Genomic DNA, 15,005 nt, shown 5'->3' with positions numbered 1-15,005 from the left:
TTTACGGCACATGAACTAATCTTTTGGCCTAGGGAGCCTCTGAATAACTCCCTAAGATAAGAACTCATCACAATAAAAAAACCGTGATAAATATAGCTGGCACTAGCCTCCTCCAAATCAGCCTTATCTGTCTCGTACTGGTGGCCTGTAGTGACGAAGAGCCGGTTGATACCCAACCTCTCAAGCGCCAGGATGAAGCAATCAGCTCAGAAGCCACTTTCGTGGGCTCCGCGCAATGCGCCCTATGCCACAAAGAAGAGGCCGGTGCCTGGCAAGGTTCCCACCACCAGCTAGCAATGCAGGCCGCCAATAGCGACAGCGTTCTAGGTGATTTCTCCGGGGTGGCATTTGAATATCAGGGGCAGAAATCTCACTTCTATCAAAAGGAAGGGCGCTATTACGTACGCACTGATGGGCCCAATGGAGCCCTCCAGGACTATCCCCTTGCCTATACATTTGGTGTCCACCCTTTACAGCAATACTTAATTGACTTGGGAGGCGGACGTCTTCAGGCACTGAGTATCGCTTGGGATAGCCGGGACAAATCTGCCGGTGGTCAGCGCTGGTTCCATCTCTATCCCGATCAAGCGATAGATCATCAACATCCCCTGCACTGGACCGGCATAAACCAGAATTGGAACTTTATGTGTTCCGACTGCCATTCCACCAATCTGCAAAAAGCCTATAACCTACAAACCGATAGCTACCAGACATCCTGGTCAGAGATCAGTGTCGGTTGCGAATCCTGTCATGGCCCGGGATCGAGACACCTTCAGTGGGCAAAAACACAGAATGAGGCATTGCCGAATAAAGGGCTTGATCCCCATCTTATTGACCCAACCCAACAGCTCCGAGGAATGGATCTGCAAACGGGGATAGCCAAGCTTGCGCCATCGGCAGCCATCCAGCGTGAAATAACAACTTGCGCCCAGTGCCATTCTCGGCGGAGTACCCATTTACCGGGAGCGCAGGCTAACAGCGAATTACTGGATCATTTCAACCTCACACTTCTGCAAGAGCCTCTCTACCACGCAGATGGCCAGGCCGATGGCGAGGTATTTGTGTACGGATCATTTCTGCAAAGCAAAATGTACGCAGCAGGTGTTACCTGTGGCCACTGTCATAACCCCCACAGCCTACAACTGAGAGCAGCTGGTGATGCAGTTTGTGCCCAGTGCCATATGCCGGAGCGATTTGCCCGTACTGATCACCATCTGCACCCAACTCAAAGCCCCGGTGCCCGCTGCACAAACTGCCATATGCCGAAGAAAAATTTTATGCAGGTGGATGGACGCCGGGATCACAGTTTCCGCATTCCCCGGCCTGACCTTTCCGAGGCGCTGGGCACCCCCAATACTTGCAACAGCTGCCATCAAGATAAATCGAGCCAGTGGGCGGCGAAGATATTGGAAGACAAATACGGCTCACCTCCCCCTCACTACGGGCAGACAGTACACGCAGCTATGCGCGGGGATAGCGAGGCCGATAAGATGTTAATGAACCTTATTCAGGACGACAGTCAACCGGAGATTGTTCGGGCCAGCGCAATCCGTTTGTTACCGCGCTACCTGACGATAAATTCCGCTCAGTTACTCCAACAAATTGCCCAGAGCGAAGAACCCTTATTAAACCTGGCCCTTGCGCAGTCTCTGGATGAACTACCGGAGCAATTGCGACTGATGATCGGTGTACCGCTGCTTTTCAGTGAAATGGCCGTGACCAGGTCGCTGGCTGCCAATGGCGTGACCGATGCTCAGATCGGGACTATGCCCGCGCAAGTACAGCAGCAATACTCAAAGGCCCTTAAAACCTATACCACCTCAGAATTATTCAACAGCGACCGGCCGGAATCTCTGGTAAACCTGGGCAACTTCCATTTCCGGAGAGGAAACACGCAACAAGCGGAAGCCTTCTATCGCCGGGCAATAACCAAGGCCTCCTACTACACACCCGCCTATATCAACTTGGCCGACCTTTACCGGGCAAGTGGACGTGAAACCGACGCGGAATTATTACTCAGAGGAGCACTATCGAAGAGTGAGGATATCGCCGTAATCCAACATGCCTTAGGCCTTTCCCTGGTTCGTCAGAACCGCCACCAGGAGGCAATGGGTTTTCTAAAGGCGGCGGCTGAGCATGAGCAAACCCAGAGTCGCTATCTCTACGTATATGCCATAGCCGTTCACTCGGAAGGCAACAGCGAACTCGCCCTGGATATTCTAGAAGACGGCTATCACCAGTTTCCGCAGGACCTGGATATTTTGCGGGCATTAATTTCTATTAGCAGGGAATCCGGCAAGCGGGAAATCGCACAAAAATATGAAGCACTTTTAGCCAGCAAACGCTAAAAATCATAATAGAGGCTTAACCTAAGAAGCCTTTCAGTAGGCAGCAGACCAAATTCACAGGACTCACAGCCCCTGAAAAACTGGGCTTGCAGTCGAGTACTAAAATGCTCAGTCCAGTTCTGAATCAATTCCAGGTTGTGGTACTGGCTCTTGTCATCCAAGTTGTATTGCACACTCTGACGATATTGAAACTTCTTATCCAGCCGGGTGTTACCCCACATCAAGAACAAATACTCTTGCCGTAGTTGTCCGGTAGATAAAAGGTTAAAACTTTCGGAAAGAAAAGCAATCGCCTCATAAACCCGCGCGCTGTTCAATCCGTTCTTTGCACTATCTACCTGCGTTTGAACCAAACCCCACTCGTCATCATCGAATCCATGCTGGTTATACAGATACTCCGCAGTAACATCCCATCCCTGGTTGAAGCTGAGCTGAGTACCAAGTACCAGCTTCAAATAACCATCGTCCTCTGCTGGAAAATAGGAGAGTTCGCCCGGCTGCGGTAACTCCCGCTGATGTTCCCAAGCCCCCTCCAACCTGAGTGTGGCACTGTCTCCAGCCAAAGTACTCAACCCGAAAGCGACATTGGTTGCCTCCCCCTCTATCTGATGTAGTACCAAGCGGGTATCCAAGTCACCTTCACGATTCACTACGAGTGCGTACTGAAACTCATGGTCATTTACGCTAGTGTCAAAGTGACCATCCAGCTCATCCTCAACCTGAGCCATATAAATGCCGGTGTTCCAGCGACCATAGCGGAAATCGAAATGGGCCATATCCCAGCCCAGTTGCTGGGTAAGTTCATCGGCATCCAAATTGGGCCGATCAAAAGTGGCTTTTAAAAGATTTGCCGGAGACCAGTTGTAACCGTTGCTCCACTGAGGTTTTATCCGACCGACATTAATACCAAACCTTCGGTTGTCAGTGTAAGAAGAGAAATATCCCTCTAGCAGATGGGATTCTGTCTCTTTTTCAGATGTTCCAGCCTCATTAGACCGATAGTGCTCTATCGCCGCAAACCGCGAGTAAACTGAGAAGTGTGCTCCCAGGGAGAACTGGCCACTGAGATCCAGAGCAAGCAAAGACTCTTGCTCATCAAAGACAAACAGACCCGGATCGAAATAGAGGTCATCCCGAACTTCATTCTGCTGGTGATACCCGAGTAGCGAAGCATCAACATCCCAAACAACTCGAGAAACCCCTTTCTCAGTGCTCACTTCATCAAAAAGTTCCGAGTTGGTCTCGAAAGGATCTTGATAGTCTTCGGCACTGGCAACTTTTTCAGCAAAAGCGAGAGGAAGGAATATAAATGGGAGAATTGTCCTGATTCTGATAACCATTACCGACTCACCTCAATTCAGCCTGCCAAGGGAGCCTTTTTGGAAAATTGCCGGGTCCAGGCTCTCAAGACGATAGTCATCGAACTTCATCCAGGTATAACTCTCGTCAATGAGTGCATCCACCAAGAGTAATTTATGCAGTTTCAGCTCGCCTTCAAACTGCTTGAACTCTTTATAGTGCGCTGTTTTAAGGAGGCGCCCGGAGCGGGTATAAAACTCCCCCTTTAAAGGCAGGTTTCCCTCACCCTGTGCCATCCATATTTTTACTTTGTCATAGGCAACACCAGAAGATTTTGCCGATAAATACAGCACCCAGTAAGCTTCCCCATCAACAGTTTCCTGCCCTTGCAGCTCTGCGGTGTAATCCCTGGAGAAATTTGCCCCCACTACATCACCGTTACTGGTCTCACCAATTAATCGCTGTGAGGGTGCAATCCGGATAACCCTGCGCGTGCCGGGAATATAGAGCCACATATTGGCGCTCTCTTTTAGCATTGCCCTGCCCTTTTCCCGGGCGGGTGCCAAAAACTGGATCAGTGATTGCTCATTAAACACTTTGACACTGAGCTTATTGGTGCGGGGCTCCTTATCCTTTTTATAGCTGATATTGGTGATATCAAAGCTAAAGCCCTGATCCCTAAACCCGCGAAAGTCATCCAGCTTATTAACCAGTGACTCAGCCGAAACCGATGCATAACTTGAGTAGCTAAACAGCAAGCAGGCTATCGCCAACACCCACCCATAAAAAGAATTCAACTTATACATAGAAGACCCAAATCAAGTAAACCTAAGTGCTTTTACTACCGGCAGCCGGGATGCTTTTATCGCTGGATAGAGGCTGGAAACAAGTGAAATACAAAAACCCAACAGGAATGTTTTCAATAAGATATCCGGCACGACAAACACACGGATAGGATAGTCCTGGGTGCTGCCCGGTGGCCGGGGCATCATCCATTCAGCATAGGTAATTCCCTTGGCTGCCAGTGCACCAATCAGTAGCCCCAGCAAACTTCCGATTAAACCGAGAAATACCGATTCCAGTAAAATCAGGTTTACAACCTGGCGAGGAGTGCCGCCCATTGCCCGGATAGTACCCAGCTCACGGGTACGCTCCATTACTGCCATCAACATGGTATTGGAAATACTCAACGCGACGATTACCAACACAATGACGGTAATAAAACCAAAAACCCCGTTAAACAGGCCAACAACCTGATGATAATAACCCGCCAGTTCTTCCCAGCTTTTTATTTCTAGGTTCAAATTGTTCTGCTCAAAGACACTGGCCAGAGTCGCAATTGAGGTAGATGTAAGTTCGGTCTCCTCCAATAAAACCACTAGCCGCGTAATATCTGACGTATAGAGCAGTTCCTGGGCCAGAGGCAAATTCACCCTGAGCAAGCGATCATCCAGTTCCTTAACACCGGTTGTGATTACCCCCATCACCTGTACATCGACAGCATTGATTGCCCCATCCTGGGTGCTTGCCAACAGGGTCAAGTAGTCCCCAATCTGAACATCCAGAGCATTGAACAAGCCTTCTCCAAGGTGTGCAGCAGAAATATCCTCTGGAAATAGATCGTCCCCTTGAACAATCTGAATTGCAGAGGAAAGCATCACTTCTTTCTCCGCATCAATACCAATTCCAGTGATGGCTATCGATTGCTTGCCATCACTAAGTAGGCCATTGAAATTAAGGCGAGGCGCTACCACCAACGTATCGGTTTCGTTTTCTACCAGCTCGGAAATCTTTTTGAGATCCCCATCAGCAATCAGGTATTTTTCCGGTTCCGCTTTGCCAAACTGGTTGTAGCCTTTGGCATAGATTTGTATATGACCAAGCTGCGAGCGGATCATACTCTCCCGCATCCCCTCATACATCGACTGTACAAAACCGCCAAAAATAATCAGGCTGGTACAACCGAAAACGATCGCAGCCAAGGTAATCAGGCTGCGGCGCCCGTTACGCATAATATTCAGCAGTGCAACTTTCCAACCCAAGCCCATGACTAAATACTCCGAAGCGCCAGCTTGGCTTTAGCGGACCAGTCGGTATCCGACTCGGCCACCTTTCCCCAAAGAACCCGGGCATCATCGGGCTGTTTGTTGCGCTCGTAAGCCTGGGCAAGGTAGAACTCTACAAAGCCGAGAAATTCTTTACCGAACCGATTGCCCACCTGTTCCCTAACCAGCTCCAGGTCTTCAACAGCGTAGCGCGCTCTTTTTAGAAAGGCCGGCATATTGGCACAGCTGATTCCCCGCTGAAGGCGGGCGCCCAGATTGAATGGAGATTGTTTAACAGCCCGATCCATCATGCGATTGCCTCGTCTGGAGAACAGCGATAGTTTTGCCAATCGATCAAGATAGAAGCTGGATTTAAAGGAAGTTGTCGATCCCAATGCAGCATTGAGTTCGGGGTCATCCGGGAGACTCTCCACCAGTGACTGCATCAGAGCCTCTAACTCCTCAACATCCTGCAACTCCGCATCTTCCATCGATGTAAGGCGCGCAAGCTGAGCCAAGTAGGCCTGCTTTTTTTGTTCACTGGTCGTTTCTCCACTGACAGCAGCAAACAGCGCTTCCCTTTCGCTATTGGTGAATGGAATCGGAGTTGGAAAGACGAAGTCTTCAGCCAAAGCCGGTGCAGAAATTAAGAATGCAACTGAAATAGCCAAAGCCGCTCTAGTTAGCGGGCCCCTAGCCAGCAACATTTTTACGATTGCTGTCATGCAAAAGCCTCCTGAACAATACTTTGAGGCGAAGCTGTATCCTCTACCAAATGACCATCTCGGACCGTGATAACACGAGATGCCAAGCTGGTTACATAATCATCATGGGTGGCTACGATAAAAGTGACACCCTGCTCCCGGTTGAGCTGCTTCATAAGGCTCATAATGCTCTCCGACGTGCGCGAATCCAGATTGGCTGTAGGTTCGTCCGCAAGCACCAGATCTGGCTTACTGACAATTGCCCTGGCAATCGCCACTCGCTGCATCTGCCCTCCCGAAAGCTGGGTAGGACGCTGATTAACCAACTTGGCAAGCCCTACTGCTTCCAGGGCTTCTAACGCTAATTGCCTGGCATTGTTAGCCCCCCGCAGTGTCAGCGGGTACATCACATTCTCAAGTGCTGTAAGCACGGGAATCAGGTTAAAAGACTGGAAAACAATCCCAATATGACGACCTCGGAACAGGGAGCGCTGATGCTCCCCCAAACTCCCAAGATTAACGCCATCAATATGAACTGATCCGGAATCACACTGATCCAATGCGGATAGAAGATTCAATAATGTACTCTTACCACTACCGCTGGGCCCTTTTACAGCCAGAAACTCACCTCGATCGATGGCAAGATCTATATCCCGCAAGGCGTCGACCCAGAGATCGCCCAATCGATAGCGCTTTGAAACACGCTTAAGCTCAACCAACATTAACTTTTACCCAGGGTGACTGCCATTTGCCCCAGTTGCTCACAAGAGGTTTGCATCGTGGCAGGACAAGGAGCCATTGCTATTGCTTTTTGGTAGTAATCCCTGGCCACTGCCAAATCCTCAGTACCCTCTCCAGCTTTCACCCAGTAGGCATTAGCTAAAGACAAATACACCACCTGCTGCATAGCAGCCGGCAATAGATCGGGCTCTGAATCCATCAGATTCTTAAACCAGGCTTCATCTTCGAACACCCGCTCAAAGTGGCCGCTTACTTCTCCTACATAAGAAAAAGTAATCAGCCGTATCAAGCGCACATTAAAGTCTGAATCGGCACTGAGACCCGCTTGATCCACCTCATCCATCGCATGGCGTAGACGGTAGAGCTTGTAAAGACCCATCGCAGGATCAAACATTGCACCTGCGCGCTTGCCCTCATTAGAGTAATACGCTGCACGTATCAACATGTCGTCTGGACGCTGTTGATACGCGGCTTCCAGCAAGTGTGCAGCCTTTTCAAGCTCGTTATGGTGACTAAATAACTGCCCAAGCTCCAACATCAAGTCGGAGTCTGTACTATTTTCACCAATCTCCTGCTGGAGAAACTCCACCTGCTCCATCTCGCCTTCTGAATAGGCAATCTTGCCAAACTCGATGGGAGCAGCACCTGAAAACCAGGCAACAACATTTCCAATAAAAAAACTACTGATAAGAATGGTAAGTACTTTTTTAAACATTGACTGCTCCCGAAGTACGCTAGACTTCTTCCGAGTTTTCAAGTAGTTGACCATCCATTTCCCTTAGGGTGGTATGTTCGTCGAAAACAAGATTTTCAGGGCTCATCACACCAGGGTACAACTGCTCGCAAATTAGAATCACCTCGACAATATTCAGGGAATCTACCCCGAGTTCTGCAATGGGTGTATCTGCATCGACAGCATCAACATTCAGCATAAGAGCTATTTGCTCACATAGCTCTTGTACATTGCTTTCTACAACTGCTGTAGACATATTTACTCTCCGGTAACATTTCCTATTTTTAAGTTATTAAATCGCAGCAAGTAGTCCAACGTTAAAGTAAAAACACAAACATGCTGCTCTCGTGCTGAGTATTTTTGCTGCTGTTTTATGGCAGCAGAACTGATCATGGGCGGTATATAGAACCAGACTTTTGCAAGCCAATGGTGTCCATAAAAAAACACCCGCTGAAAAGATTCGTAAACATTACAGATAGGTTTATCACTTATTGAAAGTGCCGGGGGTATTACACCCTCATCTCCCGAACCACCAACAATCTCCACCATCTTGCTGGTATTCATTGCCAGTATATTGAGTAAAAACTGGGCAAAAGGCAGATAGAATGTCTGGAAGATATAATGTTCCCTATCGATACTTGATTCTGAGTCCTGCCAGGCTCGATCCAACTCTTCCTGTACCATATCGGTGTAACTTTGTAGATCGATCCCTTCTACGACTCTATTTTTATGAGCCGTATTAAAGATCTTTGCCCGCTTTTCCTGATAGCCCACCGTTAAAGGCAGGCTTTGCCTCCCCACTTTTAATTTGGAGTCGTTTGACTCAGCCAAACAATTGGCAATATGAGCATAAAAAGTGGTATCAACAGGCGAGAAAAGCTTAGAGGTTACCTCAGGTAAACTGTTGAAGAGTTTATCGGTAGCTTCTTCAGGAGTCACCAGGGCTGCATCAAATGACCCAGATTGATGATGTTCAGCAGAGAGCCAAATAAGCTCTCTGGCTGATATAACAACATCATCCTCTGGAAAGAGCATTTTAACATTCTGCAAAAGGCTCTTTCTTTCTATGGAGAAACCAAAATACTCAATTTCAATTAAGTAGTGGCAATCTACCGTATCGGCACCAACAGCAGGAAATAGTGATAAATCCTGACCAACAAATAGACGATCGTCCTTCAGGTAATAATAAAGGGGAAATCGAAACGCCTTGCCAACTTGCAAGTGAAAAGTGTTTTTATCACTTCTCTTTATAGTTCCTAAAGATGTCCAATCTTCGCCATGCCCTGCTCCCCAATCGGCATCACTTAAAAATGAACTCAGTGAAACCTCTGCACCGACGGGCAACATTTTTTCTCTCATCAGGGGAGTTTTGCCTTTGCTAGGTCTCATGCAACAGCCTCCTCAGGTTGCCGCATCAAAGTTGTCAACCAGTTGGAAATAGGTTTTGCCGAAGCAGAAATAGCTGACATATGAGTAGCTCTGGGCAACTCAGTGAGTCCAGCCTTAATACTGGGCGAGAGATACCAGCTCAATACAGTGTGGAGCACATGGGTATCAAGTACTTCGTCCTTCTCACCGACAAAAAAGTGGCAGGGTACATTTAAACTCGCAAAGAGATCCGCGTATCTCTTTACGTTATAGGCACTGAGTAAGTTAAACGTGCAGTCCAGAACTCGCCCTTGATTTCCCGCTGCTGATCCCACCGGGGGAAAGCTCAGCACTGATAACTTCCTCAATGGGGGGAACAAAAGTGCCAGCCAATATTTCAGCATTTTTATTTTTGGCAGATTCTGATCACCAGCCGATGCCCTAGGCCGCGTATAGTGACGTTTCCTTCCGTAACGAATGTAATACTCAAAGCCAGATGCGGGAATATCGTACTTTCTTGTTTCCTCTGACTGAGTCAGAGGCGGTGCTATCGCAAAAAAACCTGCAATATCTTTACTGCCATATAGGTGCAGATATTTAAGTGCAACCAATGATCCCGCGCTGTGCCCCCCAAGAACAAAGGCCTTAGCCCCTCTTTTTTTGAGGTGTTTTAATAGATCGGCAAGATCGTCTTGCAATTGATCGGAATAATCGAGATCCCCCGGAACACCTTCACTCTTACCATGGCCTCGCCAGTCTGGCAGACACACACTAATACCGTTTCGGTGTACCATCCGTCCAAACATTAAATACCACTGGCTACTGAACGTGCTCCCGTGCATGCAGACAAGCACCAAGTCAGATTCATCGCACGGCAACCAGCGAAAGGAGAGTTTTTTTCCATCCCGCGCCTGAAAGAACTCCTGAATCACACAACCTCCGAATCCGCATGAGCAGAGTCTAATTCAGCTGTGCGCATAGCTTCACGCTGGTCAATGACCGAATCCATTATGCTATCCGGCTGACTGCGTGCAAAAGCAAGAAATACAGGAACCATACTAGGGATCGCAATATACTCCTGAGTCTGCACCCAGATAGATTTTGCTTTCTTGTTAACCTCAGCAAGTTCTTTATTGGAGTAGCTACCCGCAAGATCCATAACTTCAATCGTATCTGTGTGGAAGGACTCTTCCGATACAATAACGCTCACTGGATCTGCTATATCCTCATTGACTAGATCTGTAAGCTTGATAGATAACTTCTCAAGCAGCCAATTGAGGTCAGCCCCATTCATATTTGGCTTTTGTAAAAGATCAGGCAGGGTGATAGCCTGCTGAACAACCATGCGGTTTGCCAGTTTAGGGAGGTCGAGTCGCGCCTGGACAACACTCAGGAAAACTTCAACCCAAAGTTTGACCCGCAGATCGATTCGCCAACCATCCCGGCCCTGGGTTCCCATCAAATATACAAAGTACTTATAGTGATCGGCACCGGACTCAAAGAAACCTTCACTATTTCTGCGAAAATATCGATTCTGAGCTTTAAGCTCTTTTGCCGTTTCAACTAACAGGCGTTGCAGGATTAATTCAAGGGCCATATATCCACGGCGCAGGTAACTCTTGCGTAGCCAGTACTCCTGATCCAGATAATTACCTGACATATAATCCCAGGCACTCTCCAGGAAATAAGCAGCGGTATTATAGGCAAGCAGAGGAGAACACAGTTCAGCAGAGTCAATAACCGGGTATACATTTGCTACATGGGCATAGAGGCCCTGGTAAAATTCTGTAACCACTTGATTCGCGATCTGCAATTCTTTTGCAAGCCGCTGCTGAGCTTCATCACGATTACTATCTGAGATATCGGCAACAATATATTTACAAATATGGTCATTAAACAGGGCTATCATGTCGCCCCCACCACTAAACAGAGGATCAAGGAACATCGAGGAAAATCCGGAGGTAGCCCAGCGGTCCTCAAAGATAAACTCATCCGCTCTATAGGCAAGCTGTCCCCAAGCCTCGAAATCAATAAGCTCGGCGCCTTCCAGAAGCTCCGAAATAGCTCTATAAGCCAACAGAAAATCTAGGAAATCTTGCTTCTTTGTGGGCGGCTTGTCGAATTTACTATTCTCGCCAACGATACCTACACTGGTATAGCCACCACTTAAGGGTATAAACCAAACCCAGTAACCATCTCCAGAAAAATGATTCGTTGAAAGAAAGCGTCCAAAGGCCTTCTTTCTCCAATTCATATCTCCCATGGAGTCGATATCCTGTATGTTCTTAAACCGACCCCAGGCAGAGAAGTGTTTAGGGACATTCTCAACACGGGTAAGCTTCTTATGCTTCTTAGCAACCCGATTTCGACCACTGCAATCTACTAACCAGCGGGCGTTAACCACTCCGCTAGCGCCATCTTCCATAAGCTCTATAGAATGGAGTTCATCACCTGGTTGTATGTTGAGATTTTTTGCTTTTACGCCCTGAATAACCTCTATGCCATTCGCCCTATTCATATCGACAAGGTCGGATTCCAATCTGGCCCGGTCAATTTGAAAAGCTGGATGAGGCGGAATACTGGTGGTTCCGTGCTCACTCATCTCTGTTAATGACAGTGTATGCTCGGGATTATCATAAAAAAAACGCAGACCATTTTTAGGCAAGTGATTCCTATAGAGATAATTCACCAAGCCCAACTGCTTCATAAAGTAGTGGCCGGTCATCTCCACTGTCGCTTCACCAACTTTGGCCTTAAACTCAGTATTTGCCTCAACAACCAATATGGTTAAAGCATCATTATTGAGTTTAAGCTGACGGGCCAGGGTTAAGCCAGCCCATCCACCACCGATAATCACTACATCGTAATTGGATTCCAGCTGATCAAGCTTGTTCATGAGACAGCCTCCACATTTGACAATAATGAATTCCAGGAGGAAGCGTCCATTTCACAAAAAGAGTCCTGATCCTGAAGGATATCCAGCACCAGCTTGGTACGGGGTAACTCATTGCGAATAAAGAATTTAGCACTGACAATTTTCGAGCGATAGAACTCCTCGTCAGTGTCGTTCAGGTCCTGACTCAACTTATCTGATGACGCACATGCAGCCTCCAATAAAAGCCAGGCCAAGGTTATATCACCAAGCATATGTAGAATACGTGTGCTATAGGCAGGGATTTTGAACATTTCTTTTGTCTTCACCCATACCTGCACAGCTTTCAGTGCCGCCTCGAAATGTCCAAACGAGGTCTTTAAGCGCTCAAATTCAATCTCAAACTGAGGGTAGTCCGTGGCCCGATTGAGGAAATTGTCAATTTCTGCCTGGTAGAATTGGAATAGCTTACTGGAATTACCCAATCCTAACTTATCCCGGATCAAGTCCTGGCTCTGGATATAATTCGTTCCCTCCCAGATTGCCAGCACTTTAATATCCCGGGCATATTGCTCTATACCCAGATCCTTGAGATAACCCTGACCACCACAGGTTTGAATCGCCAATTCACAGATACGCCAAGCCTGGTCGCTGATATAGGCTTTAACAACTGGAGTTAGCAGGTTCATTAAACCCTGATAGTGAGCAATGCGATCCTTTTTGTCTTCCTGCCCCTGGTAGATTTTGACTAAGCTCTCTGACAATGTCAGTTTAGCAATCAGTGCTCTACAGCCCTCTACCTTGGATTTCATTTCCAACAACATACGCTGGACATCGGTATGCTCAACGATATTGACCCGGCTTGCGGTAGAGCTAAAGCTCTCGTGAAATCTCTTGCCCTGTAAGCGCTTTGTCGAATAGGAAAGTGCATTGTAGTAGGCTGAGGAAGCCATACCCAAGGCATAAACACCTGTGCTGATTCGTGCCTGATTCATCAAGGTAAGAAACTGCAACAAGCCTACATTCTCACGATTCCCCAGTAGGTAAGCTCTACAGGGGCCATTGTCTCCAAACCGAAGGTGAGTGTTTGCACACCCTTTAAAGCCCATTTTCTCGGCTAGAGAAATGCATTCGATATTATTAAACTCGCCGAGACTCCCATCCTCTTCAACCCAGTACTTAGGCACAATAAAGCAGGACAATCCGTAGGTGCCCGAGCCGCTTTTTTCGCCACGACCCATAACGAAATAAACGGTGTTTTCTGTCAGGTCGTGCATACCGGCACTGATCAGGTATTTTTCGCCCGTTAACAAATAAGTGCCATCTTCCTGTTTCGCAGCGCGAGTCTCTACAAGTGATACATCACTTCCCGCCTGGGGTTCAGTGAGACAGAGACAAGATGTCCACTCTGAGGTGGCTAATTTGTCCCTGAACAGGTCTTTTTGCAGATCGGTTCCATATTTTTCCACCAAGGTGGAGGACGGCAAGCAAAAACCACCATAAGTCATAAAACTTGGATTTGCCCCCATAAACATTTCCAGGAGCATTTGCATTACAAAGGGCGGAATAGTTGTATTTTGTTCGCCCTCAAATGAGGAGATATTCCCCCAGTCATCCTTAAACCTCTGCCACATCTCAGGGAATGCGCTCGGGAGCTTCACTCTCCCATTCTCTAACTGGCATCCCTCTCGATCTGAATCCTGGTATCCCGGCCCGAGAACCTCATAAGAGAATTTTTTAGCCCGAACTAAAATTTCATGGAGAATCTCTGGTGAGCACCCTTTAAACATCTGGTTGCTGAACAGAGTTTTAGCTTCATGGAACTGTTCTTCAATAAGGAATTGAAATTCTCTTATATCAGTTTTATAAATATTATTATCCATGTCTTGCTCCTTGATATTCCAACAGCGTACGCCAACTACCTGCACCTAATACCCAGTCAAATATCTGGTTGTGTCTTCCACGGTAAATCCTCTTGGGATACCTTAATGCCTCACGAATATGCGAAAGGTAATCCTGGCCTAGAGTGTCACCCAGATGCTGGGCGGAACTAAAATCTATATAGGCGTCTTCCAACACCAATTTCTCAACATTTACCAGTCTTGAAAGAAAGCCCTGAAAATTGGGCGAAGGAATGTCTATTTTCAAGCAACCTACCCTGCCGCCACCCCCTAGAGTTAACAGCCATAGATCAGTCACCTTTTCCTCAATGTAATAACTGATCAATTCAGAGAGAGGTTTAATACTCAAATAGTGCCAGCCGTCCTCTTCAATACTGGGTAACCATGAGGCCTTGTCGCTGTGCGAAAACCCTTTCAGGAGCCCCTTGGCCCATTTCGAGCGGATATCAAAGGATACTACTCGAGTATCATCACTAGAGCTGGTTGAGATTACCTGCTTAATACTCTTTACTAAATCTGGTGCGCCAGATAAAGATGGCGCTTGAGAGAGAATATCGCAGCTGGATATTTGACAGAGATGTGTTTCACAATACTCTCGACAGATCCAGGTAGCCGCCACACCTACAAGAACATCTAAGCCATCTTGATCAGGTCCAACTCCAATTCCCAATGAATCCAGGCACTCTTGTTGCCGCTCTTTGCCCAGTTCGAGATTTAAGATCAAAGCTTCGGCTTCACTACACTTTGAAAAACTCAATACTGCAGCATGGAAGCTGGTGCAGGCGCTACCCACAAATCGGATATTATGCCCACCATCTTCAAGGTCTGCTATAAACTCTACAACCCGACTATCCTGTAGAACATTAGCCTCTCCCGCAGAAACCACATAGATAAGCTCTGGTAACAAATCATATTGATCCAGGTGTCCTCTCAAGGCATCAAGTAATCGATCAACCTGCCCGCCACTGTCTACCCATAGGTTTTTAATAAACAT

General features: G+C 47.4%; 13 protein-coding genes. 1 reads left to right on the top strand and 12 read right to left on the bottom strand.

The annotated features are described in order from the left end of the window. Nucleotides 1–83 precede the first annotated feature (83 nt). Nucleotides 84–2,348, top strand: coding sequence for a tetratricopeptide repeat protein (locus tag ACJJI4_RS07020; protein WP_444927546.1), 2,265 nt, complete (start codon nt 84–86; stop codon nt 2,346–2,348). Here the strand turns inward: ACJJI4_RS07020 and ACJJI4_RS07015 are convergent. Genes ACJJI4_RS07015 through ACJJI4_RS06960 form a run of 12 tightly spaced genes read right to left on the bottom strand, consistent with a single transcriptional unit; the run spans nt 2,345 to nt 15,005 of the window. Next, nucleotides 2,345–3,688, bottom strand: coding sequence for a hypothetical protein (locus tag ACJJI4_RS07015; RefSeq protein ID WP_444927545.1), 1,344 nt, complete (start codon nt 3,686–3,688; stop codon nt 2,345–2,347). The two genes, ACJJI4_RS07020 and ACJJI4_RS07015, sit on opposite strands and share 4 nt — an antisense overlap. 12 nt (nt 3,689–3,700) lie before the next feature. Continuing rightward, nucleotides 3,701–4,453, bottom strand: coding sequence for an outer membrane lipoprotein-sorting protein (locus ACJJI4_RS07010; protein ID WP_444927544.1), 753 nt, complete (start codon nt 4,451–4,453; stop codon nt 3,701–3,703). 12 nt (nt 4,454–4,465) lie between these two features. Then, entirely contained in the window at nt 4,466–5,695 is a 1,230-nt protein-coding gene (locus ACJJI4_RS07005; RefSeq protein WP_413665420.1) for an ABC transporter permease, read from the bottom strand. A gap of 2 nt (nt 5,696–5,697) precedes the next feature. Next, nucleotides 5,698–6,417, bottom strand: a complete 720-nt coding sequence (locus ACJJI4_RS07000; protein WP_444927543.1) for a hypothetical protein — start codon at nt 6,415–6,417, stop codon at nt 5,698–5,700. Beyond that, nucleotides 6,414–7,118, bottom strand: a complete 705-nt coding sequence (locus tag ACJJI4_RS06995) for an ABC transporter ATP-binding protein (protein ID WP_444927542.1) — start codon at nt 7,116–7,118, stop codon at nt 6,414–6,416. The genes ACJJI4_RS07000 and ACJJI4_RS06995 overlap by 4 nt, the downstream gene beginning before the upstream one ends. Then, nucleotides 7,118–7,852 carry a tetratricopeptide repeat protein gene (locus ACJJI4_RS06990; RefSeq protein ID WP_444927541.1) on the bottom strand — a complete coding sequence of 245 codons (735 nt, stop codon included), beginning with the start codon at nt 7,850–7,852 and terminating at the stop codon, nt 7,118–7,120. Before ACJJI4_RS06990 ends, ACJJI4_RS06995 begins: the two co-directional genes overlap by 1 nt. 19 nt (nt 7,853–7,871) lie before the next feature. Beyond that, the gene (locus ACJJI4_RS06985) at nt 7,872–8,126 is read right to left on the bottom strand and encodes an acyl carrier protein (RefSeq protein WP_413665416.1); all 255 of its coding nucleotides are present in this window, start codon (nt 8,124–8,126) and stop codon (nt 7,872–7,874) included. A 2-nt stretch (nt 8,127–8,128) separates the two neighbouring features. After that, the gene (locus ACJJI4_RS06980) at nt 8,129–9,259 is read right to left on the bottom strand and encodes a hypothetical protein (RefSeq protein WP_444927540.1); all 1,131 of its coding nucleotides are present in this window, start codon (nt 9,257–9,259) and stop codon (nt 8,129–8,131) included. After that, complete coding sequence (locus ACJJI4_RS06975) at nt 9,256–10,170, bottom strand: alpha/beta fold hydrolase (protein ID WP_444916835.1); 915 nt, start codon at nt 10,168–10,170, stop codon at nt 9,256–9,258. The genes ACJJI4_RS06980 and ACJJI4_RS06975 overlap by 4 nt, the downstream gene beginning before the upstream one ends. Further along, a complete protein-coding gene (locus ACJJI4_RS06970; RefSeq protein WP_444927539.1) occupies nt 10,167–12,134 on the bottom strand; it encodes an NAD(P)/FAD-dependent oxidoreductase in 1,968 nt (655 codons plus the stop codon). The genes ACJJI4_RS06975 and ACJJI4_RS06970 overlap by 4 nt, the downstream gene beginning before the upstream one ends. After that, nucleotides 12,131–13,993, bottom strand: coding sequence for an acyl-CoA dehydrogenase family protein (locus tag ACJJI4_RS06965; RefSeq protein WP_444927538.1), 1,863 nt, complete (start codon nt 13,991–13,993; stop codon nt 12,131–12,133). The genes ACJJI4_RS06970 and ACJJI4_RS06965 overlap by 4 nt, the downstream gene beginning before the upstream one ends. Then, nucleotides 13,986–15,005 carry a hypothetical protein gene (locus ACJJI4_RS06960; protein ID WP_444927537.1) on the bottom strand — a complete coding sequence of 340 codons (1,020 nt, stop codon included), beginning with the start codon at nt 15,003–15,005 and terminating at the stop codon, nt 13,986–13,988. Before ACJJI4_RS06960 ends, ACJJI4_RS06965 begins: the two co-directional genes overlap by 8 nt.

Source organism: Microbulbifer maximicatervae (SeqCode) (assembly GCF_052467305.1).
The sequence above is the reverse complement of the archived record's forward strand: the minus strand, read 5'-3'. Positions and strand labels throughout refer to the sequence as shown.

Bases quoted from the DNA above. Each gene is read 5' to 3' on its own strand.
- ACJJI4_RS07015 (WP_444927545.1), bottom strand. From the start codon at position 3,688: ATGGTTATCAGAATCAGGACAATTCTCCCATTTATATTCCTTCCTCTC.
- ACJJI4_RS07010 (WP_444927544.1), bottom strand. From the start codon at position 4,453: ATGTATAAGTTGAATTCTTTTTATGGGTGGGTGTTGGCGATAGCCTGC.
- ACJJI4_RS07005 (WP_413665420.1), bottom strand. From the start codon at position 5,695: ATGGGCTTGGGTTGGAAAGTTGCACTGCTGAATATTATGCGTAACGGG.
- ACJJI4_RS07000 (WP_444927543.1), bottom strand. From the start codon at position 6,417: ATGACAGCAATCGTAAAAATGTTGCTGGCTAGGGGCCCGCTAACTAGA.
- ACJJI4_RS06995 (WP_444927542.1), bottom strand. From the start codon at position 7,118: ATGTTGGTTGAGCTTAAGCGTGTTTCAAAGCGCTATCGATTGGGCGAT.
- ACJJI4_RS06990 (WP_444927541.1), bottom strand. From the start codon at position 7,852: ATGTTTAAAAAAGTACTTACCATTCTTATCAGTAGTTTTTTTATTGGA.
- ACJJI4_RS06985 (WP_413665416.1), bottom strand. From the start codon at position 8,126: ATGTCTACAGCAGTTGTAGAAAGCAATGTACAAGAGCTATGTGAGCAA.
- ACJJI4_RS06980 (WP_444927540.1), bottom strand. From the start codon at position 9,259: ATGAGACCTAGCAAAGGCAAAACTCCCCTGATGAGAGAAAAAATGTTG.
- ACJJI4_RS06970 (WP_444927539.1), bottom strand. From the start codon at position 12,134: ATGAACAAGCTTGATCAGCTGGAATCCAATTACGATGTAGTGATTATC.
- ACJJI4_RS06965 (WP_444927538.1), bottom strand. From the start codon at position 13,993: ATGGATAATAATATTTATAAAACTGATATAAGAGAATTTCAATTCCTT.
- ACJJI4_RS06960 (WP_444927537.1), bottom strand. From the start codon at position 15,005: ATGTTTATTAAAAACCTATGGGTAGACAGTGGCGGGCAGGTTGATCGA.